21 protein-coding genes are annotated in these 24012 nt (G+C 56.8%); 7 read left to right on the top strand and 14 right to left on the bottom strand.

Translation table 11 applies throughout. The annotated features are described in order from the left end of the window. Nucleotides 1–21: 21 nt before the first annotated feature. The 6 genes from JYG33_RS04805 to aceE form a co-directional block, all read right to left on the bottom strand. On the bottom strand, nt 22–510 hold the full coding sequence (locus JYG33_RS04805) for a CvpA family protein (RefSeq protein WP_094196828.1): 489 nt from the start codon (nt 508–510) through the stop codon (nt 22–24). Next, nucleotides 507–1352, bottom strand: coding sequence for an SPOR domain-containing protein (locus tag JYG33_RS04810; RefSeq protein WP_207874897.1), 846 nt, complete (start codon nt 1350–1352; stop codon nt 507–509). The genes JYG33_RS04805 and JYG33_RS04810 overlap by 4 nt, the downstream gene beginning before the upstream one ends. A 38-nt stretch (nt 1353–1390) precedes the next feature. Then, nucleotides 1391–2782 carry a bifunctional tetrahydrofolate synthase/dihydrofolate synthase gene (folC, locus tag JYG33_RS04815; protein ID WP_207874898.1) on the bottom strand — a complete coding sequence of 464 codons (1392 nt, stop codon included), beginning with the start codon at nt 2780–2782 and terminating at the stop codon, nt 1391–1393. A 92-nt stretch (nt 2783–2874) separates the two neighbouring features. Beyond that, entirely contained in the window at nt 2875–4647 is a 1773-nt protein-coding gene (lpdA, locus tag JYG33_RS04820; protein WP_207874899.1) for a dihydrolipoyl dehydrogenase, read from the bottom strand. Nucleotides 4648–4656: 9 nt separating this feature from the next. Further along, nucleotides 4657–6354, bottom strand: coding sequence for a dihydrolipoyllysine-residue acetyltransferase (aceF, locus tag JYG33_RS04825; RefSeq protein WP_207874900.1), 1698 nt, complete (start codon nt 6352–6354; stop codon nt 4657–4659). 11 nt (nt 6355–6365) lie between these two features. Then, entirely contained in the window at nt 6366–9074 is a 2709-nt protein-coding gene (gene aceE / locus JYG33_RS04830; protein ID WP_207874901.1) for a pyruvate dehydrogenase (acetyl-transferring), homodimeric type, read from the bottom strand. Between the two features lie 267 nt (nt 9075–9341). On the opposite strand from aceE, the gene JYG33_RS04835 reads away from it, so the two are divergent. From JYG33_RS04835 to JYG33_RS04855, 5 genes are all read left to right on the top strand, one after another. Further along, the gene (locus JYG33_RS04835) at nt 9342–11099 is read left to right on the top strand and encodes a PAS domain-containing sensor histidine kinase (protein ID WP_207874902.1); all 1758 of its coding nucleotides are present in this window, start codon (nt 9342–9344) and stop codon (nt 11097–11099) included. Beyond that, nucleotides 11096–11719, top strand: coding sequence for a response regulator transcription factor (locus JYG33_RS04840; protein WP_207874903.1), 624 nt, complete (start codon nt 11096–11098; stop codon nt 11717–11719). The genes JYG33_RS04835 and JYG33_RS04840 overlap by 4 nt, the downstream gene beginning before the upstream one ends. Next, complete coding sequence (folD, locus tag JYG33_RS04845) at nt 11720–12583, top strand: bifunctional methylenetetrahydrofolate dehydrogenase/methenyltetrahydrofolate cyclohydrolase FolD (RefSeq protein ID WP_207874904.1); 864 nt, start codon at nt 11720–11722, stop codon at nt 12581–12583. Nucleotides 12584–12598: 15 nt separating this feature from the next. Next, on the top strand, nt 12599–14671 hold the full coding sequence (locus JYG33_RS04850; protein ID WP_207874905.1) for a M3 family metallopeptidase: 2073 nt from the start codon (nt 12599–12601) through the stop codon (nt 14669–14671). A gap of 93 nt (nt 14672–14764) precedes the next feature. After that, nucleotides 14765–15301 carry an SCO family protein gene (locus JYG33_RS04855; RefSeq protein ID WP_243430333.1) on the top strand — a complete coding sequence of 179 codons (537 nt, stop codon included), beginning with the start codon at nt 14765–14767 and terminating at the stop codon, nt 15299–15301. On the opposite strand, the gene JYG33_RS04860 is transcribed toward JYG33_RS04855, so the two are convergent. The 3 genes from JYG33_RS04860 to JYG33_RS04870 form a co-directional block, all read right to left on the bottom strand. After that, nucleotides 15298–15759 (bottom strand): carboxymuconolactone decarboxylase family protein, encoded by a 462-nt coding sequence (locus JYG33_RS04860; protein ID WP_207874907.1) that lies wholly within the window; start codon nt 15757–15759, stop codon nt 15298–15300. The two genes, JYG33_RS04855 and JYG33_RS04860, sit on opposite strands and share 4 nt — an antisense overlap. A gap of 73 nt (nt 15760–15832) precedes the next feature. Next, nucleotides 15833–16468 carry an NAD(P)H-dependent oxidoreductase gene (locus tag JYG33_RS04865; RefSeq protein ID WP_207874908.1) on the bottom strand — a complete coding sequence of 212 codons (636 nt, stop codon included), beginning with the start codon at nt 16466–16468 and terminating at the stop codon, nt 15833–15835. A gap of 5 nt (nt 16469–16473) precedes the next feature. Then, nucleotides 16474–16911 (bottom strand): GNAT family N-acetyltransferase, encoded by a 438-nt coding sequence (locus JYG33_RS04870; RefSeq protein WP_243430275.1) that lies wholly within the window; start codon nt 16909–16911, stop codon nt 16474–16476. A gap of 106 nt (nt 16912–17017) precedes the next feature. On the opposite strand from JYG33_RS04870, the gene JYG33_RS04875 reads away from it, so the two are divergent. Further along, on the top strand, nt 17018–18454 hold the full coding sequence (locus tag JYG33_RS04875; RefSeq protein ID WP_207874909.1) for a PLP-dependent aminotransferase family protein: 1437 nt from the start codon (nt 17018–17020) through the stop codon (nt 18452–18454). Nucleotides 18455–18496: 42 nt separating this feature from the next. On the opposite strand, the gene JYG33_RS04880 is transcribed toward JYG33_RS04875, so the two are convergent. Next, on the bottom strand, nt 18497–19882 hold the full coding sequence (locus tag JYG33_RS04880) for a dihydrolipoyl dehydrogenase (protein WP_207874910.1): 1386 nt from the start codon (nt 19880–19882) through the stop codon (nt 18497–18499). A gap of 128 nt (nt 19883–20010) precedes the next feature. Between JYG33_RS04880 and JYG33_RS04885 the strand changes: the two genes are divergently transcribed. Further along, on the top strand, nt 20011–20427 hold the full coding sequence (locus JYG33_RS04885; protein WP_207874911.1) for a MerR family transcriptional regulator: 417 nt from the start codon (nt 20011–20013) through the stop codon (nt 20425–20427). Nucleotides 20428–20565: 138 nt separating this feature from the next. On the opposite strand, the gene JYG33_RS04890 is transcribed toward JYG33_RS04885, so the two are convergent. From JYG33_RS04890 to JYG33_RS04905, 4 genes are read right to left on the bottom strand one after another with little or no spacing between them, the layout of a single operon-like run. Continuing rightward, nucleotides 20566–21852, bottom strand: a complete 1287-nt coding sequence (locus JYG33_RS04890) for a TRAP transporter large permease (RefSeq protein ID WP_207874912.1) — start codon at nt 21850–21852, stop codon at nt 20566–20568. Nucleotides 21853–21870: 18 nt separating this feature from the next. Beyond that, the gene (locus tag JYG33_RS04895) at nt 21871–22401 is read right to left on the bottom strand and encodes a TRAP transporter small permease (protein WP_207874913.1); all 531 of its coding nucleotides are present in this window, start codon (nt 22399–22401) and stop codon (nt 21871–21873) included. 54 nt (nt 22402–22455) lie between these two features. Next, nucleotides 22456–23433, bottom strand: coding sequence for a TRAP transporter substrate-binding protein (locus tag JYG33_RS04900; protein WP_207874914.1), 978 nt, complete (start codon nt 23431–23433; stop codon nt 22456–22458). Between the two features lie 39 nt (nt 23434–23472). Then, on the bottom strand, nt 23473–24006 hold the full coding sequence (locus JYG33_RS04905) for a type II 3-dehydroquinate dehydratase (RefSeq protein WP_207874915.1): 534 nt from the start codon (nt 24004–24006) through the stop codon (nt 23473–23475). Nucleotides 24007–24012: the final 6 nt, after the last annotated feature.

A 24012-nucleotide genomic window follows, 5' to 3' on the forward strand; every position in this document is an offset into this window, starting at 1 on the left:
TTGGTTCCCGTTAGTGTGTTCTCAATAAGGCAGCCATTCTGCCAGAGACGGCGGCAGCATGGCCTTAATCGACTGCACCGCGCGGATCGCAGGCTCAGCCAGCTTGGCCTGCTCCCACCACGGTTCTTTAGGTAAATCGGTATGCCCGGCCAGGATGACCAGTATCAGCACCAGCAGCACACCCCGAGCCAGACCAAACAAGCCGCCCAAACCGTGATCGGCAGGCGTCAAACCCGTTTGTTCTATCAGGCTCGCCAGCAGCATATTCAATAAGCCCACCAGTAACAAGACCATAAAAAAAACGGCTCCGTAGGCCAAAGCCGTACGTAATAAGCCGTTTTCTATCCAGACTTGTATCCAGCCTGATGTGCGTGGCCCCCACCAGATTGCGGCCATGAAAGCCAGCAAATAGGCGCTGAGCGAAAGAACTTCCTTGATCAATCCGCGTATCAGACCCAGGAGGCCTGATACACCCACAATTCCAAGGACGATATAGTCGAAGCTGCTCACTTAGCCGAGATAAAACTGTTCTCGTAACCGAGTGAGCGCAAGCGGGCCTGAGCTGCCTGAGCCGCTTCACGAGTCGGGAATGGACCCACTCGCAAGCGATAGGTTGGCTTGCCACCACTTTGTGCCGTCTCTACATAGGCATTGGTCACACCAGCCGATACCAATTGATCGCGACGCGACTGGGCGTCGTTCTGGTTGGAATAGGCGACAATCTGCAAAATGAAGTTGCCTTGTTGCGCAGCCGGTTTGGCGGCCGCCGCAGGGGCAGGTTTATTAGGTACACGGCCTTCCAGCAAGGCCAGGGCATAGGAGCCATCGTCGGTACGATTTGCCGGTGCAGGAGGCGTCGTAGGCTTGGGCTTTTCGACGGGTTTGGGTTTTTCTACAGGCTTGGGCGTCTCTGGACGCGTGGTCACAGGAGGCGGCGCTACAGGCGTTGTCGGCGTAGTGACATGCGCAGGGTCTGTTTCCAGACCGGGGTTCACCACGGCCAAACCACCGTCAGTCGCGGTAGAAGGATCGGTCACCAAAGGTTCGTCTGGCTGCTCGATCACCGGTGTTGGGGTGTTTTCCTGCACCACCAGCTCGCCAGGACGGGTTTGTGCCGTGCCCTGCCCTGTGGTCTGGCCTATGGGCCCCAGCGCCAGGGATTGCTCCGGCTCAGGTGGCGTTTTGTCGGCTGTCAGCATGGGGACCAGCACCACCACCGCCAGAACCAGGGCCAGCGCGCCGATCAGACGGCGTCGAGCCCGTCCACGCAGTTCCGATAGTTGGGAATCGCTGGAAGCACCCGAACGGCGACCCGACGATGAAGAAGTATCGTTACGTGAAAATAAACCCATGAGCCCCAGACCTATGAAATGAGCAGTCTTACCGATATTCAGGAAGATGAACGGACGTTTGCGGCTTCAAGAATCGGCCCTACCGTCGCAAACGAGCCAAACACGACAATTCTATCATTGTCACTGGCCTCTTTTAGTGCCGCCTCGTAAGCGAGCTGAGGACTGTTGTAACTGGATACGACCGCTGACGCTTTACTGACCGAAGCGCGTGCAACGGGGCGAACACCTGGGCGATGCGCACTGGACTCTGCTTCCGGTGCCAGTACATCATCAGGTGCCTCGCCACTGGCCAGCACCGTGCGTACATGATGGGCCAGATCCTCGCCCGACAAGCTGCGCGGCCCTTCCAGGCTGGCACACATCCAATGATCGATACGGGTCGCCATACGGGCGATCACACCATCCACATCCTTATCCTTGTACATACCCACTACAGCAATCGTCTTGGGATAAGGAGGCATATTGTCCAGGTTCTGCGCCAAGGCCGCCGCGGCATGCGGATTATGTGCCACATCAAAAATGACACAAGGCAGGCCGGGCTGAATCTGAAAACGTCCTGGCATCTGCGCACGCAGCAAACCGGCACGCACCGCTTGCGCAGGAACCGCCAAACGAGGATGCAAGGACTCTAGCGCCGCCAGCGCGGCAGAGGCATTAAGCAATTGGTTTGCGCCACGCAAGGCCGGATAGGCCAGGGCTGCACGTCGCTGAGTACGGCCACCGTAAGCCCACTGTTGGCGATCCCCGGAGTAATTGAAATCTTTGCCAAACAGCCACAACTTCGCACCGACTTGCTCGGCGTAATCCAGCATGGTCTGTGGCGGCACGGGATCAGCGCAAATGGCGGGACGATCCGCACGGAAAATATGAGCTTTTTCCCAGGCAACCTGCTCTCGGGTATTACCCAGGTATTCGGCGTGGTCAATATCAATGCTGGTGATGACAGAACAATCCGCATCAATAATATTGACGGCGTCCAAACGACCACCCAGGCCGACTTCCAGCACAGCGACGTCAACACGCTGCTCCTGGAACAGCAACAAGGCGGCCAGCGTGGAGAACTCAAAATAAGTCAGCGTCAGATCGCCACGCGCTTCGTTGATACGCGCAAATTGCGCCGTGATCTGCGCATCCTCGGCCATCTCGCCATTCAAGCGAATGCGCTCGTTGTAGCGCACCAGATGCGGCGAGGCATACACGCCTACCTTATAGGCTGCTGCCAGCAAAATGGCTTCCAGCATGGCGCAGGTCGAGCCTTTACCATTGGTGCCACCCACCGTAATGACGACGGAATCCAGTTTGATGTTCAGACGTTGGGCAACCTCGCGAATTCGGCCCAGGCCCAGATCAATGGTCGAGGGATGCAAAGTTTCCAGATAGGACAGCCAGTCACTCAGCGAGGAGTCGGCTTTCAGAACAGGATTAGTCATGGACAACACCAATTACAAAATAAAAACGGCAGGCGCTGATGATAGCACCTGCCGTGGTCCAATACGCCTTAACTATCAGGCTGGTACTGGTATTACTTGCGACGTGTTGGCGGCAAGTCCGTGCACGTACCTTCGGCGACGGCAGCCGCTTTGCTGACCGACTCGCACAAGGTCGGGTGCGGGTGGATGGATTTGGCCAAATCGACGGGGTCTACGCCCATCTCAATCGCCAGAACCAGCTCACCAATCAGCTCACCTGCGTTGGTGCCGACGATACCGCCACCCACGATACGGTGGGTTTCAGCATCGAACAGAACCTTGGTGAAGCCTTCATCGCGGTTGTTGGCAATCGCACGACCGGATGCAGCCCAGGGGAACACGCCCTTCTCGACCTTGATACCGTCTTTCTTGGCCTGATCTTCTGTCAGACCTACCCAGGCGATTTCCGGATCGGTGTAGGCCACCGAAGGAATCACGCGAGCGTCAAAGAAGGATTTTTCACCGGCGATGACTTCGGCTGCCACGTGCGCTTCGTGCTCGGCCTTATGTGCCAGCATGGGCTGACCCACGATGTCGCCAATCGCATAGATGTGCGGCACGTTGGTACGCTGCTGCTTGTCAACCTGGATGAAACCACGGTCGGTCACCTGCACACCGGCTTTCTCGGCACCGATCTTCTTGCCATTGGGCGAACGGCCCACGGCTTGCAGAACCAGGTCGTAGCACTGAGGCTCGGCCGGAGCGTTCTTGCCCTCAAAGGTCACCCAGATACCGTCTTCGCGGGCTTCAGCCGCCACAGTGCTGGTTTCCAGCATCATGTGGTCGAAGCGGTGCTTGTTCATCTTCTCCCACACCTTGACCACGTCGCGGTCTGCGCCCGGCATCAGGCCGGTTTGCATTTCCACCACGTCCAGGCGTGCGCCCAGAGCCGAGTACACCGTACCCATTTCCAGACCGATGATGCCGCCACCCACGATCAGCATGCGCTTGGGCACAGACTTCAATTCCAGCGCGCCAGTCGAATCCACAACACGAGGATCATTGGGCAGGAATGGCAGTTTTACCGACTGGCTACCGGCCGCAATAATGGCCGAGCCGAACTTGATCACTTTCTTGGTGCCGTCATTGGCGGTCACTTCGATGTGGTTCGGGTCCAGGAATTCGCCGTTACCGACGACAACCTGCACCTTGCGGCCTTTGGCCATACCGGCCAGACCACCAGTCAACTTGCCGATCACCTTGTTCTTGTAGTCGCGCAGCGCATCAATATCGATTTGCGCTTCGCCGAACTTGATGCCATGCGTTGCCAGGGACTTGGCTTCCTCGTAGACCGCCACGGTGTGCAGCAAGGCCTTGGAAGGAATACAACCCACGTTCAGACACACGCCACCCAAGGTGCTGTAGCGCTCGACCAGAGCCACTTTCAGGCCCAGGTCAGCCGCACGGAAGGCCGCGTTGTAACCGCCAGGGCCAGCGCCCAGCACGACCACATCCACGGAATCATCCGAGCCGCCTTGATGGCTGGCGGCCTGCGGAGCAGGTGCCGCGGCTGGAGCAGCAGCGGCCGGAGCGGCTGCTTTAGGCGTTTCTTGTTTGGCAGGTGCCGCAGCGGGAGCCGCTTGGCCCTCCACCACTTCGATCTTGGCAATGGCCGAACCCTGGGAGACTTTGTCACCCACTTTGACCAGCAATTCCTTGATCACCCCTGCCTGAGCGGCGGGGATTTCCATGGAGGCCTTGTCGGACTCCACGGTGATCAGGCTTTGCTCGACTTCGACCGTATCGCCGACCTGCACCAGCACTTCGATGACATCGACTTCGCCGGAGTCACCGATATCCGGGACCGTCAGATCAATCAGACTCATGACAACTCCTTACAGTGCAATGCGGCGGAAGTCAGCCAGCATCGTTGCCAGGAAGGCATTGAAGCGAGCAGCCGAGGCACCGTCGATAACACGGTGGTCGTAGGACAGGGACAGAGGCAGCATCAGGCGTGGCTCGAATTCCTTGCCATTCCAGACAGGCTGCATGGAGGAACGCGACAGACCCAGAATGGCCACTTCTGGCGCATTGATAATGGGTGTGAAGTCCGTACCGCCAATACCGCCCAGCGAGGAAATGGTGAAGCAACCGCCTTGCATTTGCGCAGCGCTCAGCTTGCCATCACGGGCCGCAGCCGCCAGTTCGCCGGTTTCACGGGCGATATCCAGAATGCCTTTCTTGTCAGCATCACGGATCACTGGAACGACCAGACCGTTAGGCGTATCAGCCGCAAAACCGATGTGGTAGTACTGCTTGAGCACCAGATTGTCGCCGTCCAGCGAAGCGTTGAACTCGGGGAATTTCTTCAGGGCAGCAACCGCCGCCTTGATGACAAAAGCCAGCATGGTGACGCGAGCGCCGGACTTCTTGTATTCCTCGTTCAGCTCTTTACGCAGGGCTTCCAAAGAGGTGATGTCAGCCACATCGTTATTGGTGACATGAGGAATCATGACCCAGTTGCGATGCAGGTTGGCACCCGAAATTTTCTTGATGCGCGACAGAGCCTGAGTCTCGACCGGACCAAATTTGGTGAAGTCGACTTTAGGCCAGGCCAATACATCCAGACCGCCCACTTGAGCAGCCGTGCCCGCAGCCGTGACTGGGGCAGCGCCACCAGCAACAACCTGCTTCACAAAGCCACGCACGTCATCAGCGGTAATGCGGCCTTTGCTGCCCGTACCGTGAACCTTGGCCAGATCCACACCCAGTTCGCGAGCAAATTTGCGCACGCTAGGCGATGCATGAGGCAGATTGCGCACGGAGCCTTCCGCTTCGGCAAAGGCTGCCGTAGGCGAAACGCGCTCTGGTGCGGGTGCACCGGCGCTGACCACCACCGAGGAACTGGCGGCAGGCGCAGCAGCCGGAGCGGCGGCGGGAGCAGGAGCTGCTTCCGCTTGCTTGGCCGGCGCAGGTGCCGCAGCGGCACCTTGTACCGCCACTTCCAGAATGTCGCTGCCCTGGCTGACCTTGTCGCCAAGCTTCACTTTGATGGCCGTAACCACACCGGCGTGAGAGGACGGCACTTCCATGGAAGCCTTGTCCGATTCCACGGTGATCAGGCTTTGGTCCACTTCAATGGTGTCACCCACTTGCACCATGATTTCGATAACGTCCACATCGCGGGCGTCGCCGATATCAGGGACTTGAACCGTCACTTGCTGCTCGGCACCGGCAGGAGCAGCCGCTGCTGCGGCGGCGGGAGCCGCGGCAGGTGCCGCTTCTTCAGCCTTGGGAGCAGGAGCAGCTTCGGCCTTGGCAGGCTCAGCGGCAGGCGCGGCCTGCGCGCCTTCGGCGGCTTCCAGTTCCAGAACCAGGCTGCCTTCCTTGACCTTGTCACCCAGCTTGACCTTGATGGACTTGACCACGCCAGCGTCGGACGATGGGATTTCCATGGAGGCCTTGTCGGACTCCACCGTAATCAGGCTTTGCTCGACCTCAATGGTCTCGCCTTCCTTGACCAGGATTTCGATCACTTCGACAGCGTCGTCAGCACCGATATCCGGGATTTTGACTTGAATGATATTGCTCATGGTTCAGTCCCTTATGCGTGCTGCGGGTTGGCCTTGGAAGGATTGATGCCGTATTTGGCAATCGCTTCGGACGCTTTGCTAAATGGAATCTTGCCTTCTTCAGCCAGCGCGCGCAGAGCAGCCAACACCACAAAGTGACGATCAACCTCAAAGTGCTCACGCAGCTTGAAGCGGTAGTCGGAACGACCAAAGCCATCGGTACCCAGCACTTTCAGTGTGCGGTTCTTGGGCACGAAAGGACGAATCTGGTCACCAAAGGCCTTGATGTAGTCGGTGGAGACCACGATAGGACCGTCGGTGTTTTGCAGTTGGGTCGTCACGTACGGTACTGGCAGATCCTTGCCTTCCGGATTCAACAGCGCAGCACGCTCGCAATCCAGACCATCACGACGCAGTTCGGTAAAGCTGGTGACGCTCCAGACGTCGGAGCCAATGCCCCAGTCTTTTTCCAGCAGATCTTGTGCAGCGATCACTTCGCGCAGGATCGTGCCCGAACCCATCAACTGAACACGCAGCTTGCTGTCTTTGGCCACGGACTTGAACTTGTACATCCCGCGCAGGATGCCCTCTTCGTCGCCTTCGACCAGACCGGGCTGAGCGTAGTTCTCGTTCATCAGGGTGACGTAGTAGTACACGTCTTCCTGATCCTGAACCATGCGCTTCAGACCGTGCTGCATGATGACAGCCACTTCGTGCGAGAAGGTGGGGTCGTAGGATACGCAGTTAGGAATCAGCGAGGACTGAATATGGCTGTGGCCATCTTCGTGCTGCAAACCTTCACCGTTCAGGGTGGTACGACCGGCAGTACCGCCCAGCACGAAACCACGTGCCTTCATGTCACCCGCTGCCCAGGCCAGGTCGCCAAAGCGCTGGAAGCCGAACATGGAGTAGTAAATGAAGAACGGGATCATGATGCGGTTGCTGTTGGAGTACGACGTCGCAGCCGCAATCCAGGAGCTGAATGCACCCTGTTCGTTAATACCTTCCTGCAACAACTGACCGTTGGCCGTTTCGCGGTAGTACATGACCTGGTCTTTATCGACCGGGGTGTACTTCTGGCCTTCTGGTGCGTAAATACCGATCTGACGGAACAGACCTTCCATACCGAAGGTACGGGACTCGTCAGCCAGGATAGGTACAGCACGAGGACCAACTTGCTTGTCGCGCAGCAAGGTGTTGAAGAAGCGTACAAAAGCTTGAGTCGTGGAAATTTCACGACCTTCGGCAGTGGCTTCCAGCATGGGCTTGAACGCGTCCAGCGTGGGCACGGTCAACTGTTCGTCAGCCTTGTTGCGACGCTTGGGCAGGTAACCGCCCAAGGCTTGGCGACGGGCATGCAGATACTGCATTTCTGGCGAATCATCGGCAGGCTTGAAGTACGGCAGCTCTTCCAGTTTGTCGTCAGGAACCGGGATATTGAAACGGTCGCGGAATTCGCGCACGGCGTCCAGATCCAGGCTCTTTTGTTGGTGCGATGGGTTCTTGGCTTGGCCCACGTGACCCATGCCGTAGCCCTTGATGGTCTTGGCCAGAATGACGGTAGGCTGACCTTCGTGTTTGGTTGCGGCGTCAAACGCCGCAAATACCTTGTGCGGATCGTGACCACCACGGTTCAGGCGCCAGATGTCTTCGTCGCTCATGCGGCTGACCATTTCCAGCAGCTTGGGGTGTTTGCCAAAGAAGTGTTCACGTACGTAAGCACCGTCGTTGGCTTTGTAGGCCTGGTACTCGCCGTCCACGGTTTCTTCCATGACCTTGCGCAGGATGCCTTCCTTGTCGCGAGCCAACAATGGATCCCAGTAACCGCCCCAGATCAGTTTGAGCACGTTCCAGCCAGCACCACGGAAGGTGCCTTCCAGTTCCTGGATGATCTTGCCGTTACCACGCACAGGACCGTCCAGACGCTGCAAGTTACAGTTCACGATGAAAATCAGGTTGTCCAGCTTTTCACGTGCGGCCAGACCGATGGCGCCCAGGGATTCAGGTTCGTCCATCTCGCCGTCGCCCAGGAACACCCAGACTTTACGGCCGCTGGTATCAGCAATGCCACGGGCATGCAGGTACTTCAGGAAACGGGCTTGGTAAATCGCCATCAGTGGGCCCAGGCCCATGGAGACGGTGGGGAACTGCCAGAATTCGGGCATCAACTTGGGATGCGGGTAGGAAGGCAAGCCTTTGCCATCCACTTCCTGACGGAAGTTGTTCAACTGGTCTTCGGAGATACGGCCTTCCATGAAGGCGCGGGCGTAAATACCGGGCGAGGAGTGGCCCTGGAAAAACACCATATCGCCGCCGCGATCTTCGGTCTCGGCGTGCCAGAAGTGGTTTTGACCGCAGCCAATCATGGTGGCCAGCGAGGCAAACGAAGCAATGTGACCGCCCAGACCGCCGCCATCAGGAGGGGTTTCGCGGTTGGCGCGCACGACCATGGCCATGGCATTCCAGCGAATGTAGGAACGGATACGCTCTTCCAGTACCAGATTGCCGGGGTGGGCAGGTTCCAGACCGGGGGGAATCGTGTTCTCGTAAGCCGTATTGGGCGAGAACGGGATGTGAGCGCCGGAACGACGGGCCAGATCGATCAGTTTTTCGATCAGATCATGTGCGCGGGCCGGGCCTTCACGGTCCACCACCGCTTCCAGGGCGTCAAGCCACTCTTTTGTTTCTAGGGCTTGGTCTTGACTGACCTGAGCCGAACTATTGTCTTGGGTTGAGGACATATAGTGTCTCCATATATGTGGTAGTAGTCCGGTCTTGCTCGACGCTGAGCCGCCCATCTAATAAGTAGTAAAGCGATCCTGACCGAAGCGGGTATTGCGGACTGTGAGCGTTCTAGGCGGGGTACGCCTGCACCAAACCATTCTAGGAAAGAACGCTCAAACGCTCAAGCAAAATTTCATTTTATGGTATGTGTTTTCATAATACGAAATATCACTAAAAAAAATAGCCCTACATTACAATCCAGCCATACTTCTTTTCTTGCTGTTATGGCCACTCATCCCAAAAAGTCCCTCATCCCTTCAACCTTCTATGATCAGGCCAAGCAGAATCGCCGCGGATTCTATTGGTTGACACCGGTTGTTGTGCTGTTTCTCTACCTCTGTGTCATGGGCGTTTTCCTATGGCTGCAGCGCCTGCAAAACGATAGCGTCATGTTTGTGACCATCGACCAGGAAACACGGCAGCAACGCCTGATGATGGTGATTCTGGCCCTGTCCCTGGTGATTGTGGTCAGCCTGCTGGCGCTCTGGCGCTATACCCGTTTCCGCACGCATGCCGAAGCTGCCCAGACCGCCGAAACCGGTTTCCGGCGCGCCATGGAAAACTCCATGTCCACGGGGATGCGCGTGTTTGACATGCAAGGCCGCATTGCCTACGTGAACCCGGCGTTTTGCAGAATGATTGGCTGGAACGAGGCCGATCTGGTCGGTCGTACCGCCCCCTTCCCTTATTGGTTACCCGGTCGTCATCAGCAGCATCAGGAAACCCTGGATCTCCTGCTGTCCGGCCGCACGCCCAGCAGCGGTCTGGAAGTGGAAGCACAGCGCCGTGATGGCTCGCGCTTTACTGCCCGTATGTATGTCTCGCCTCTGCGTGCTCCTAATGGAGAGCAGATCGGCTGGATGACCTCCATGACGGACATTACCGAACCCAAGCGTATTCGCGAGGCCCTCACCGCCGCGCACGAACGCTTCATGACGGTGCTGGAAGGTCTGGATGATGCGATTTCCGTGGTGGCCGATACGTCGGATGGCCTGGAGCTGCTTTTTGCCAACCGCACCTATCGTCGCTTCTTTGGCGCCCAGTCCAATGGGCACGCGGAATTGCTGGGGGGCCGCCTCGGCCGCTTCACCGACGAAACCGTAGAGATTTACTCCGAATCCGCCGCCCGCTGGTTTGAGGTCCACCACCGCATGCTGGCCTGGACAGATGGCCGTCGTGTACGCCTGCAGGTGGCACGCGACATTACCGACCGCCGCAAACATGAAGAGGCCTCGCGGATTCAACAAGAGAAAGTGCAGTTGACCAGCCGCCTGACCACGATGGGTGAAATGGCTTCTTCCCTGGCGCACGAACTGAATCAGCCGCTGACAGCCATTAATAACTACAGCATGGGTGCAGTGGCCATGCTGAAGTCTGGCCGCTACCAGCCCGAGACCTTGCTGGCCGCGCTGGAAAAAGCAGCTCAGCAGGCCGAACGCGCAGGCAAGATCATTAGCCGCATTCGTGAGTTCGTGAAACGTAGCGAACCGCGCCGCACTCGCGTCAAGGTCATGCGTATTGTGGAAAATGCCGTCGGCTTTGCCGAAATCGACGCCCGCAAGCGCCAGATCGAGATTGAATTGAGCATTCCGGATCCCGTTCCTGACGTCATTGCCGACCCCATTCTCATAGAACAGGTATTATTGAATCTGCTCAAAAATGGGATCGAAGCCATGGAACACAGCGAGCATCATGTGCTTCAATTGGTGATTACCCAACAAGAATCGCTTTTGGAGATGGCCGTCATCGATCGCGGTCATGGCTTGAAAGACCCCGAGCGCCTCTTTGAACCGTTTTACAGTACCAAGTCCGAAGGCCTTGGGATGGGCCTGAATATCTGTCGCACAATTATTGAATCGCACCACGGCCGCCTGTGGGCAGTCGGCAATCCAGAGGGTGGAACGATTTTCCGTTTCAGTCTACCTTGTGCGGCACCCGATGTAGCGGACACCCTTGATAACAAACTGGAGATACCCGAATGACCAGCCCGCAAATGCCATGCACCATTTACGTAGTCGATGACGACGAAGCCGTACGGGACTCCTTGCGCTGGCTACTGGAAGCCAACGGCTACCGGGTCCGCTGCTTTGCATCGGGCGAAGAGTTTCTGGGCGCTTACGACCCGGCACAAGTGGCCGTCCTGATTGTGGACGTCCGTATGCCCGGCATGAGTGGTCTGGAGCTTCAGGAAGCCTTGATTGCCCGCAAATCGAATATCCCGATTGTGTTCATTACCGGCCACGGCGATGTACCCATGGCCGTGAGCACCATGAAGAAAGGCGCCATCGACTTTCTGGAAAAACCCTTTAACGAAGCCGATCTGCGCACCATTGTCAGCCGCATGATCGACCAGGCTACGGCTCGTGCCTCGCAAGCGCAGGCGCAAAAAGATCAACAAGAAGTCCTGGGCCGCCTGACCGCGCGTGAGCAGCAAGTGCTGGAGCGTATTGTGGCCGGCCGCCTGAACAAGCAAATTGCTGGGGACTTGAATATCAGCATTAAAACTGTCGAAGCGCATCGCGCCAATATCATGGAAAAACTGGAAGTCACTACGGTTGCCGACCTCATGAAAATCGCCCTCACCAAGTCCGAGGACGCGTAAATGAGTGCTCGCATCATTGATGGAAAAAAGCTGTCCACCGCCATCAAGGCGGAAGTTGCAGAACGCGTTGCCAAACTGAAGCAAACTCACGGCATTCAGGCCGGTTTGACCGTGGTGCTGGTCGGAGAAGATCCGGCCTCCCAGGTTTATGTACGCAACAAGGGCCTGGCATGTGAAGCCGCTGGTCTGAAGTCCGAAATCATCCGCCTGCCTGCCGACACCACGGAAACCAAGCTGCTGGCCCTGATTACTCGTTTGAATCAGGACAGCTCGGTACACGGCATTCTGGTTCAACTGCCCTTGCCCGCCCACCTGGACGAGCACAAGGTGATTGAAACCATTGCGCCGCATAAGGACGTGGACGGTTTTCACGTCAGCAATGCGGGCATGCTCATGACTGGCAAGCCTCTGTTTGCCCCCTGCACGCCCTACGGCGTCATGAAAATGCTGGAGTCCGAAAACGTGGCACTGCGTGGCGCAGAAGCCGTGGTGGTCGGTGCCAGCAATATCGTGGGTAAACCTATGGCCATGCTTTTGCTGGCTGCAGGCGCTACCGTCACCCTCTGTAATTCCAAAACGCGTGATCTGGCCGCTCAGACCCGCCGCGCCGATGTGCTGGTCGCTGCCGTAGGCCGCCCTGGCATCATTACCGGTGATATGGTCAAGCCCGGTGCCGTCGTGATCGACGTCGGTATCAACCGTGGTGCAGACGGCAAGCTGTGTGGTGACGTGGACTTTGCCAGCGCCAGCGAAGTGGCCTCGGCCATTACGCCCGTGCCCGGTGGCGTCGGCCCCATGACCATTGCCATGCTGCTGGTCAACACCTTGGAAGCGGCCGAACGTTCGGCCAATATCAGTCTTTAATTTAATCAACGGTTTATGACGACAAATCCCTTACTGGTTCCTATCGACAGCCTTATTGACTATCCCGCCATCCAGCCCGAGCACATCGAGCAGGCGGTGGACCAACTGCTGGCCTTGGCCCGCCAAGCCGTAGACACAGTCTCCAACGACGATAGCGAACCCAGTTGGGGCAACATCGTCGAGCCCATCACCGACGCCACCGAAACCTTGTATCGCGCCTGGTCGGTGGCGGGTCACCTGAACTCGGTCATCAATACGCCCGAGCTGCGCACGGTCTACAACCAGTGCCTGCCGCGCATGAGCGAGTTCTCGACCTGGGTGGGCTTGAACCGTCCTTTGTTCCTGCGTTATCAGGCTCTGGCCGACAGTCCGGCCTTTGCCGCCCTGACGCCCCAGCGCCAACGTATCATTACCCTGGCCCTGCGTGATTTCCGCCTGAGCGGCGTACAACTGGAAGGTCAGGCGCGTGATGACTACGCCCGTATTTCCGAAGAGTTGGCTCAGACCTCGCAGCAGTTCTCCGAGCATGTGCTCGATGCCATTGACCAGTGGCATTACCTGGTCACGGACAAGGCTGAGCTGGACGGTATCCCGGACGACGTTCTGGCTGCTGCCCAACGTGCTGCCCAGGAAAACGATCAGGAAGGCTGGCGTCTGACGCTGAAAATGCCTTGCTACCTGCCTGTCATGCAATACGCTCGCAATCAAACCTTGCGTGAGCTGATGTACCGGGCCTACACCACCATTGCCTCCGAACAAGGCGATGCCCAATTCGATAATTCCCAGGCGATTGAAACCCTGCTGGACCTGCGTGCCCAGGAAGCCAGCCTGTTGGGATTTGCCAGCTACGCCCATATGCGTCTGGAAACCCGCATGGCCGACACCCCTGAGCAGGTGATGAGCTTCTTGCGCGATCTGGCCGCCAAAGCCCGTCCCTACGCCCGCCAGGATCTGGACGAACTGCAAGCCTTCGCTCAAAAAGAACTGGGCCTGGAAACCTTGCAAGCCTGGGATGTCCCTTTCAGTGCCGAGCGCTTGCGCGAACAGCGCTACGCCTACTCGGAAGACGAGGTCAAACAGTACTTCACAGAGCCCGCTGTCTTAAGCGGCCTGTTCAAAGTCATTCAGCGTTTGTTCGATGTCACGCTGCGTGCCGCCGACGTCCCCGCCTGGCATCCTGCCGTGCGTCCTTTTGAAGTGATTGCCTCGGATGGCAAGGTGCTGGGCTATCTGTACATGGACCTGCATGCTCGCCAAGGCAAGCAAGGCGGTGCCTGGGTGGATAGTGAACGCAGCCGTCGCCGTCTGGGTGAAGAGCTGTGTCTGCCTATCGCTTACCTGGTGTGCAACTTTGCCGAGCCCCAGCCCGGTCGCCCCGCCCTGCTGACGCATGACGATGTCATCACCCTGTTCCACGAGTCCGGCCACGCCCTGCACACGCTGCTCTCGCGTGTAGACGATCCGGCTGCCTCGGCCTTCTCCGCCGTGGAATGGGACGCCATCGAACTGCCTTCGCAGTTCATGGAAAACTTCTGCTGGGAATGGCCCGTCGTTCAGATGCTGACCGCCCACGTGGAAACCGGCGAACATCTGCCACGCTCGCTCTACAACAAGCTGAATCTGGCTCGCAATTTCCAAAGCGGCATGCAAATGGTGCGCCAACTGGAATTTTCGCTGTTCGACATGCTGATCCATTCGCGTGACAGCGGCATGAGCATTGACGATGTGATGGACATTCTGTCCCAGGTTCGTCAGGAAGTCGCCGTCTTGTTCCCACCCGAATGGCACCGCTTCCCGCATCAGTTCTCGCACTTGTTTGCGGGTGGCTATGGTGCGGGTTACTACAGCTACAAGTGGGCAGAGGTCCTGTCCGCCGATGCCTACTCGGCCTTTGAGGAAAAAGCCTATACCCACTCGGATGGGGCGCGTGATACCCTCGACAGCAATACGGGGCATCGCTTCTGGCGCGAGATTCTGTCCGTAGGGGGCGAACGCCCGGCGGCTGACTCCTTCCGTGCTTTCCGTGGCCGCGACCCTTCCATTACCGCCCTGCTCCGTCACAGCGGCCTGACTCCAGAGCCAGCCTGAACTCAGAGGACGTCCATGACACCCAGCCGCCCCGTTCAGTCCATTCTTGTCTTGTTAAAACAATGTGGTCTGAGCCTGGCGCTGGGGCTATTCATGCTTGGCAGTGCTGCCGCTGCCAATCTGCATCCCGTACGTGGCTTCCTGCCCGACCTGCGTTTTTCCCTGCAAGCCGCTGGCCACAAAACCGTCACCCAGGATGACTTCAAGGATAAAGTCGTCATGATGTTCTTTGGCTATGCCAGTTGCCCGGATATTTGCCCCACCACCTTGGCTCAACTGGGCCTGGTCATGGAAGAACTGGGGAACGATGCCGAGCAGGTACGCATCATCTTTGTCAGTGTGGACCCCCACCGCGATACGCCCGACTCCCTGGCCCGTTATGTGGCCGCCTTTGATGGCAAGCACACGACAGGCCTGACAGGCTCTGAAAAGCAAATTGCTGATCTGGCCCGTCGTTACCGGGTAGCCTTCCAGATTGAAAAACCCGATCCCAAAGCGCCCGAGAACTACGAGGTATCGCACAGCCGGGGCGTGTACATTTTCGACCAGCAAGGTAGAGCGCGCTATCTGGCTCCGGATACCGAGTCGGTGCAGGTTCTGGCGGCTGGGGTACGCAGCTTGCTGCCCTAAGCCTGCTGCTCTTTCACCGCTTGAGGCGGATTTCTGAAGCTGATTGCCAAACGGTTATAGGTATTCATCAGCCCGATAGCAATGGTGAGATCCACCAGTTCTTTCTCGCTAAATACCTCCCGTGCCGCCTGATAATCCTGATCAGGCACACCCGTGCAGGCCACATTCGTGACGCTCTCGGCCCAGGCAAGCCCGGCACGTTCACGCTCACTAAAAAGAGAACCCGCTTCGGCCCAGGCTTGCAGCAAAGCCAGCTTCTCAACTTTCACCCCATGCTTGAGAAGATCACGGGTGTGCATGTCCAGACAATAAGCACAATTATTGATCTGCGATATACGCAGAAAAATCAATTCGACAAACTGGGTATCCAAGCCACACTGCAGCACGTAGGCATAGACCGAACCCAGGCTTTTAGTTCCAGCGGGCGCAACCTGCGCATAATCAATTCGTTGGGTCATCTCTTGCTCCCTGATTAAATAAGATGGGCTATCTTGCTAACTGACGACGAGGACATGGAACAGCCCGTACGACTCAAGAAACCACTCCGTCCTTGACCGACCAGTTCATAAAATACTCAGCAATCTCGGCCTGCGCTCCCAGCCTGGCTTCCTCCAGCAGCGCTTCGTCTTTGGCACTACCTTGCACCGAAAAAAAGGTGATGCATTTAAAGCCAATCGTAGCCAGCACGGCTCTCAAATAAGGCGTCAGGAAATCCGGCTGATGGGCCTGGGAGCCCGAAAACACGGCACCCGACGATACGGCTACAAAAACAGGCCGGTCCGCTAGCTTCCCGATTTTTCCTGCTGGCGTGGCACTAAAAGTATGGCGAATCCGCACAACATGATCTATCCAGGATTTCAAGCCGGATGGAACGGTGTAATTATGCATGGGCGTGGCAATGACCAGATAATCCGCTTCCGACAAGCTCTGAATCAAGTCATCTGACCGCCCTAAAGAACCGCCTTCAGCGTCCTCAGGATCGCATGGTCCACCCAAGGCGCGAGCATAGGGTGCGTCCACATGCGAGAGCCGATTCGCGTCAATCTCAAGAATCTCTGTGCCAAGGGCGGCATCGGATTTTGACAAAGCCTCCACAATGAACTGCGACAAGCGAAAGCTTTCCGAATGCACGCCATTTGGGCTACAAGCCAATCGAAGAATAGTCACGATATCTATTTACCTAACACTTTGCTAAATCCCAAGGAAGCGCTCAGCATCCCTTGCCGAAAATAAAACCGCTGTGCGAGTGCGAAATTCAGGCCGGTATCCAATACCAAGCGCGAGCAGCCTGCCTCCTGGGCCAGACTCTCCAGCCTATGCAACAGACTAGCACCATGACCAGCGCTACGCTTCTCTGTGCTCACGACCAGATCGTCCACATAAAGAAAGTGACCGAAGATCAGATTTTGCTGATAGCGATAGCCAGCCAAAGCAATAGGCTCCCCCGCCTCCCACACCGCCAGCAAGGCGTAGCGTTCTGATCGCATATCCTCCACTTGGCGAACAAACTCATCTGCATCCAGCAGATGAGGCCGTAATTGCTGCATAAGTGCGAAGCACGCTCTGAGCTCCTGAGCGGTTTCGACATGGCGCATTTCCAAAATAGCCACGAGCCCCTTCTCCTCAATATCTCTGCCCAACTGGCAGTCGCTGAGGCTATTTTGCGTGGATTCATGACACAATCAAAGATCCATAAATTGGATTTTCAACTAGTCCATGTTGCCTATATTTATTGAACGCCTTGCGCTCAGCAGCTCCCGTAATGAGCCCATGTACAAGCAGATTTATGAGCGCTTCCGGGCCGCTATCATTCAGGGCACACTGAGTCCGGGCGACCGGATTCCCTCTGCACGCGGCTTGGCAACGGAATTAGGAGTGGCGCGCGGCACCGTCGAGATGGCCTACTCCTTGCTGCATGCTGAAGGTTATGTGCAGCCACGGGGGCAAGCGGGCACGGTAGTTACTCCGGGATTGCAGGCCCGGCCCTCAGAAACGAGCTCGCATCTTGCCACTACGCTGTCCACAAGGGCTCTGGATCAGGAGCAGGAGCCCATGCCATTCCAGATGGGCTTGCCTGCCCTGGACGCTTTCCCCCGCAAGATCTGGGCGCGTCTAGGCGCCAGACACTTGCGCAGCATGCAGGCTGCGGACCTGTCCTATCCACCGCAAAATGGCTTGCCCGAACTACGTGCCACGATTGCCACCCATTTGCAGGTAGCGCGCGGTATCCAATGCACGCCTGCACAGGTATTCATTACTTCGGGATACCGAGAGAGCTTGCATCTGTTCATCCACGCACTCTTGCAAAACCATGAACAAGTCTGGGTGGAAGACCCCTGCTATCCATTAACGCGTGAAATACTGCAGCACTCGGGTTTGAGCATGGTGGCCGTGGGCGTTGATGAGCAAGGCTTAAGAGTGTCCGAGGGCATACAAAAAGCACCGCAGGCCAGCGCAGCAATCGTGACGCCCGCCCACCAAAGCCCACTTAGCGTGACGCTGTCCCTGACCCGACGCCAAGCCTTACTGGAGTGGGCAGAGCGCAATCAACGCTGGATCGTGGAGGATGATTATGACGGAGAATATCGCTATGTCAGCCGGCCTCTGCCCGCTTTGAAAAGCCTGGATCATCATGGTCGTGTAATTTACGCAGGCACCTTCAGCAAGCTGCTGTTTCCCGGCATTCGCCTGGCCTATCTGGTAGTTCCTGAAGCGCAGATTCAGCGATTTGACGCCGTCAAACAGGTTTTGGGCAGCGGTATCCCTGGACTGACGCAAGCCTTGCTCAGCTCCTTCATGGTCGAAGGGCATTTTGCACGCCACATTCAGCGCATGCGAAGGCTGTATGCAGAGCGCCGAGAGGCCACGGCAGCGGGATTATCCAAAGCGTTTGGTGCCAGCATGTCCATTGATCCGCAACCGGGTGGCATGCATCTATTGGTCAGGATGCAAGGTCATCACACTGATCGTGCGCTGGCCGATCGCCTGCGCCAGAACGGCATCTATGCGCAGGCCTTATCGCGCTGGACAAGTGAAGCTGCTTGCGGCTCGGGCCTCTTGTTGGGCTTTACCAATATAGAGTCGCAAGAGCGGGCCGAGCAGCTCGGCCGCCGTATCATGGACCTGAAGCAGCACCCTGACGACCAAGTCTGATCGGGTGCTTTTTGACAGGCTTTGCGGCCTGTCAGAAATCCATCAGGAAGATTTCAAAGCAGATTGAGCCTGACGCAAGGCCGTACGCAAACCTTCTTCCAGTACCGGATGGTAGAACGGCATCGCCAACATCTGATCCAGGGTCAGCCCCATCTGCAAGGACCAGGCCAACAGGTGGGCGATATGCTCGGCTTGAGGCCCGACCATCTCGGCTCCCAGGAACTTGCCCTCCTTGTCCGCATAAACATGCAGCAAGCCACGGTTAACCAGCATCACGCGAGCACGGCCCTGATTGCCGAAGTTCACGCTCCCTGTCACCGCGCCTTCTGGCAGTGATTTGAAGGGTGTACCAACGACAGCCACCTGCGGATCACTAAATACCACCGCCATGCGCGCACGACGCGCCATAGGCTCGTCCTGGCCATTGCTGATGGCCTGCAAAGCGGCCAGACGACCATCATCCGCTGCCTCGTGCAAGATAGGCGCACGCTGATTCACATCACCCGCGAGATAAATGGAGGTGCCTTTCAGTTGCAGGCTGTCCATGTCAAAGACCACACGCCCTTTGCTATCCCACTGCGCTGGCGTATTTTCCAAGCCCAGATTGTCCAGTTGCGGACTGCGCCCGGCGGCACCCAACACGTAGTCGTAATCCTCGACCACTTCCTTACCATCCACCTGCAAACGCACGCGTGCCTTGCCATTGACAACTTCGCTACCCAATACGGCTACGTCAGCGCGAATGTTCAGCTCCTGGCTGAAAATTGCCCGTCCGGCTTCACGCACCTCGGGATCAGAAAGACCGGCCAGACTCTGGCTGCGGTTGATAATGGAGACTTTCACCCCTACACGCGCCAGCGCCTGCCCCAGCTCCAGACCAATTACGCCCGTACCGACAACCAGCACGCTTTCCGGTAAATCCGTCCAGTCGAAAACATCCTCGTTATTGATCAGCAAGGCTCCCAGCGGCTCCAGCTCCTTGGGGCGCACGGGCGTGGAGCCTGTGGCAATAATCACGTGCTTTGCGGTGATACGAGTATGGTCATCCACCTCCAGCACATGCTCGGAGACAAAGCGGGCATGGCCACGCACTTTATCCTCGGCATCAAAGCCTTCCACATCATCCACGACAAACCGCACAAAGCGATCACGCTCACGACGCACCCGGTCCATGACCTGTTTGCCATCAATGCGAATATCGCCGTCCACATGCACACCAAAGGGAGCGGTATGACGCGCGTGATGCGCCGCATCGGCAGCCGCAATCAGCAGCTTGGAGGGCATGCAGCCAACCCGTGCGCACATCGTGCCGTAAGGGCCCGACTCGATCATCAGCGTTCTCTTGCCGGCCCGTTTGGCCGTGCGATACGCTGTCATGCCCGCTGTCCCCGCTCCAATCACGGCAACATCACACTGAATTTCTTTCATAACCGCTCCTTGAATTCATACTAAGGCAATCAGGGGCCTGATGACCTACCCGAGCACCCGTTCTACAATGTGCAGAATCGACCTTTTCAATCATAACGCAGTCCCCCCGTACTGCCCGAGGAAAGCCCATGCTGATTAGTGAAGCGGCCCGCATCACCGGCCTGACACCCAAGATGATCCGGCACTATGAAGATCTGGGACTGTTAAATAGTGACCGTGCCCCCAATGGCTATCGTGTCTACCAGGATCAGGACCTAGATACCCTGCACTTTATTGTGCGTGCCAAGGAGCTGGGGTTCAATCTGGCAGACATCCAGCAACTGACCAGCCTGTGGCGCGACCAGCAACGCCCCAGCAGCGAGGTCAAGCAACTGGCACAGGCCCATATCAAAGCCTTGGAAAGCCGCGCTGCCCTCTTGCTGGACATGGCAGCCAAGCTGCGGGTGCTGGCCGAACAATGTCAGGGTGACCACCAGCCCGATTGCCCCATTCTGGACGGTTTGGAAGGCGGCCATTGTTCCGGGTCGGCACAAAAAACTGCCTGAGCGCAGGCTCATCCAGACACAGGCCGCACTTGTCGGCATCCCACAGATCTCTTGAAGCAGAACGGCTCTAAAAAAAATGCCTCTCAAACCTTCAACAAGGCTTGAGAGGCAGCGGCATAGTGCCAATCTATAGATAGGCTAGGAACCAGCCACCAAGTTAGGCAGCCACACCGACACTTGTGGGAACAGGGTCAAGATGACGAGTACCAGCAAGGCCGTGAACAGGAAGGGAGCAATCCCCACCACACCACGCTCCAACGAGATACGAGCCAGCAAGGACGAAATATTCAGGCACAAACCGGCTGGCGGTGTAATCAGACCAATACACAGGTTCACGACGGCCACCACGGTAAAGTGAGTCGGATCGATCCCCAGCTTCATCGCAATGGGATAGAGCACAGGAATCAACATCACCAGTGCGGCATTGGTTTCCAGGAACATACCCACGATCAGCAACAACACATTGACGAACAGCAGGAACACAAGCGGGTTGCTGATGTTTTCCAAAACGAAAGCGGAAATGGCTTCGGGAATACTGACATACGCCAGCAGCCAGCTAAAGACACGCGCTGCGGCAACGATGATCATGATCACAGCGGTGGTATGGGCTGCGCCAACCAGGCTGTCTACAAAAATCTTCCAGGTGATCTGACGGTAAATCAGCGTCCCGACGACCAAGGCATAAATCACAGCCATGATGGCCGCTTCGGTAATGTTGAAAATACCGCTGCGAATGCCACCCAGAATAAAGACTGGCAGCAACAAGGCGAAGGCCGAGTTCTTAAAGGTAATCCAGATTTCCCGGCCCGAGGCTTTGCCTTGTGTTGGGAAATTATTGCGCTTGCTGATCCACCAGCTCATCACCAGCATGGACAGCATATAAAGAACGCCTGGCACCACACCGGCCAAGAACAAGGTCGTGATGGACTGGCCTGTCAGTACGGCCACCACAATAAACGGGATGGAAGGCGGAATGATGGGAGCCACCACGTTCGCGGCTGCAATGACGCCGCCTGCAAAACCGGGGGGATAGCCAGAGCGGATCATGGCGGGAATCATGATGCGGCCCAAAGCGCTGGTGTCCGCGACGGCCGAGCCGGAGATGCCGGCAAACATGCCCGAGGCCAGCACACCGCTCATGGCCAGGCCACCTTTGAAACGGCCCAACAAGGCATTGGCAAAATCCAGCAAGCGGCTGGTCAGGCCACCGGAGGTCATCAGGCTACCAGCCAGGACAAAGAACGGAATGGCCAGCAAGGAAAAACTGTCCAGCCCACTGAACAATTGCTGGGGAACCGCCATCAAGCTGATATCACCCAGTGCTACCAAAGCAGCCAGAACGCCCGCCGTGATGGCAAAGCCGATCGGCATGCCAATCAGCATGAGAATGAGCGTCAGAAGGGTAATTAAGGTTACGGTGATCATAAAAAGTGTTTTCCGTACTTAGGGATGCTCGTCGGTACTGCCGGATGTCCAATCAGGCTGACTGCCCAAGCGGATTAACAGCAAAATCACTACGCACAAGCCCATTCCCAGCCACAGGGACGCATAGACCCAGGACATGGGGATATCCATCGCTGCCGAGAGCTGAACCGCATTGATTTGCGCAAATTCCCAACCGTAGTAAGTGATGCAGAGCAAGGTCGCCAGCATCAGCAGGTCGCGAATAATCAAGACGCGTCGTTTCAGCTTGCTTGAAATGTGATCCAGCAAAATCGTGACCGTGACATGACCACTACGGCGCAAGACAGCCGCACTGCCCAGCAAGGAAATCCACACCATCAAGAAGCGAGCGACTTCCTCACTCCAGGAGGACATATCTTTCAGGACGTAGCGAGAGAAGATCTGCCATGCAATAACCGCACACATCACAAACATCATGCTGCCGATAATCCAGTCCAGCGCCTTTTCAATAACAGACGCGCTTTTATCGGCCCAATTTTCTGTTTTGGTCGGTACGTTGTTAGTTGTCATAACTTTTACCTGTGGGGTCGGGACATGCGGGTGACACATGTCCCGATTTTTTCATTATTGAACGGCGCGGATTTTATCCAGCCAAACCTGCAGCTCGGGGAACTCTGCATCCATGGCTTTAATCTTGGTCGCAAAGGCTTCGCGATCAACGGCGTTAAATGCCATGCCTTTTCCGGTCAGGAACTGCTTCATGTTTTCTTCTTCCACGATCATGCGATCCGTGGCTTCCTTCATGACACGCTCGCCCTCTTCCTGCAGAATCTGGCGTGTTTCTTCAGGGAGTTTCTTGAAGTAGGCGTCCGAGTAGATCAAGGTCATGGCACCGATGGTGTGCTGAGTTTCAGCCACGTTCTTTTGCACCTCGAACAGATTGACGTTCTTGATCACTTCCAGGGGGTTTTCCTGGCCATCAATCATGCCGTGCTGCAAGGAAGTGAACAGCTCGGCCATGCCCATAGGCACCGGGCTGGCACCCAGCGTGGTCCAGGTGCTGCGATACATACGCAGTGGAGGGACACGCATTTTCAAACCGTGCAAATCATCCGGGTTTTGAATCACACGGTTCGATGTCAGGTAACGAGCACCGCGGTAGGCCGCCCCCACCAGCTTGAACCCGCTTTCCTTGGCGATCTGGTCATACAGCTCCTGGCCGACTGGGCCGGTATAAACCGCACGGTAGTGATCCATATCGCGAATCAGGTAGGGGTAGGCTTCGACACCGGCCGATTTTGCGTAGCGATCCAGGGCCCCCACACTTTGCAGCACGATGTGATTAGTGCTCATGCGCAGGCCTTCAATGGACTGAGGCCAGTCACCAGTCAAACCATTGGCGTCGATATTGATCTTGATTTTCCCGCCCGAACGCTCTTCAACAGCGGCTTTAAAGCGCTCTGCTGTTTGCCCCCAATGATCCTGGACGGCATAAATATGCGCAAACTTCAGCGTAACGGGTTTGATTTCTGCCTGAGCGGCAACACTGCTGAACAAGCCAACAGCGGCAAAAACGGTAGCGAGTAGAGAAAACTTTTTCATGTCTTCCTCCGTATTAATCGTTATATGAAAAGAGGTGGACTACTGACCGGAAGGGCGACCCAGGAAGCTCTGATCATCCAGAGCCAGGGTCATGGCGGTCAAGGCAGCCAGATAGCTGTAATGGCGCATGCCCATGCAAATGCCAGTAGCGGTATGGGTGAAACTGGACTGAATGCTGCCACCACCCAAACCACGGGCAGCGCCTGCACTGGCAGCAATGTTCGAGAAGTGAACTTCCATCACGGGCAGCTCAGTGTCTTCCAGGGCATGACGCACGCCTTCCCCAATCGTGGTCAGGCCAGCGGGATTGATCAGGTAGCCATCCACCCGATGAGCGGACTCGTGGATGTATTCCAAAATATCGCCCATGTGATTGGACGAAAAATTCTCTACCTCTACACCCAACTGCTCACCAAAGTTGCGCACGCACTCCTTGAGCTCGTCCAGGGACTGGATGTTTCCATAGACTTTTTTGCTGCGCTTACCTAGGCTCGACATGTTCGGGCCATCAATCACAGCGATAAGGTGTTTGCGGTTGGAAGAACGGGTGATGGTGAAGTTATGTGCACTCATGCTTGG

The sequence above is a fragment of the Alcaligenes sp. SORT26 genome (assembly GCF_017377875.1).
Taxonomy (GTDB): Bacteria; Pseudomonadota; Gammaproteobacteria; order Burkholderiales; family Burkholderiaceae_B; genus Alcaligenes; species Alcaligenes parafaecalis.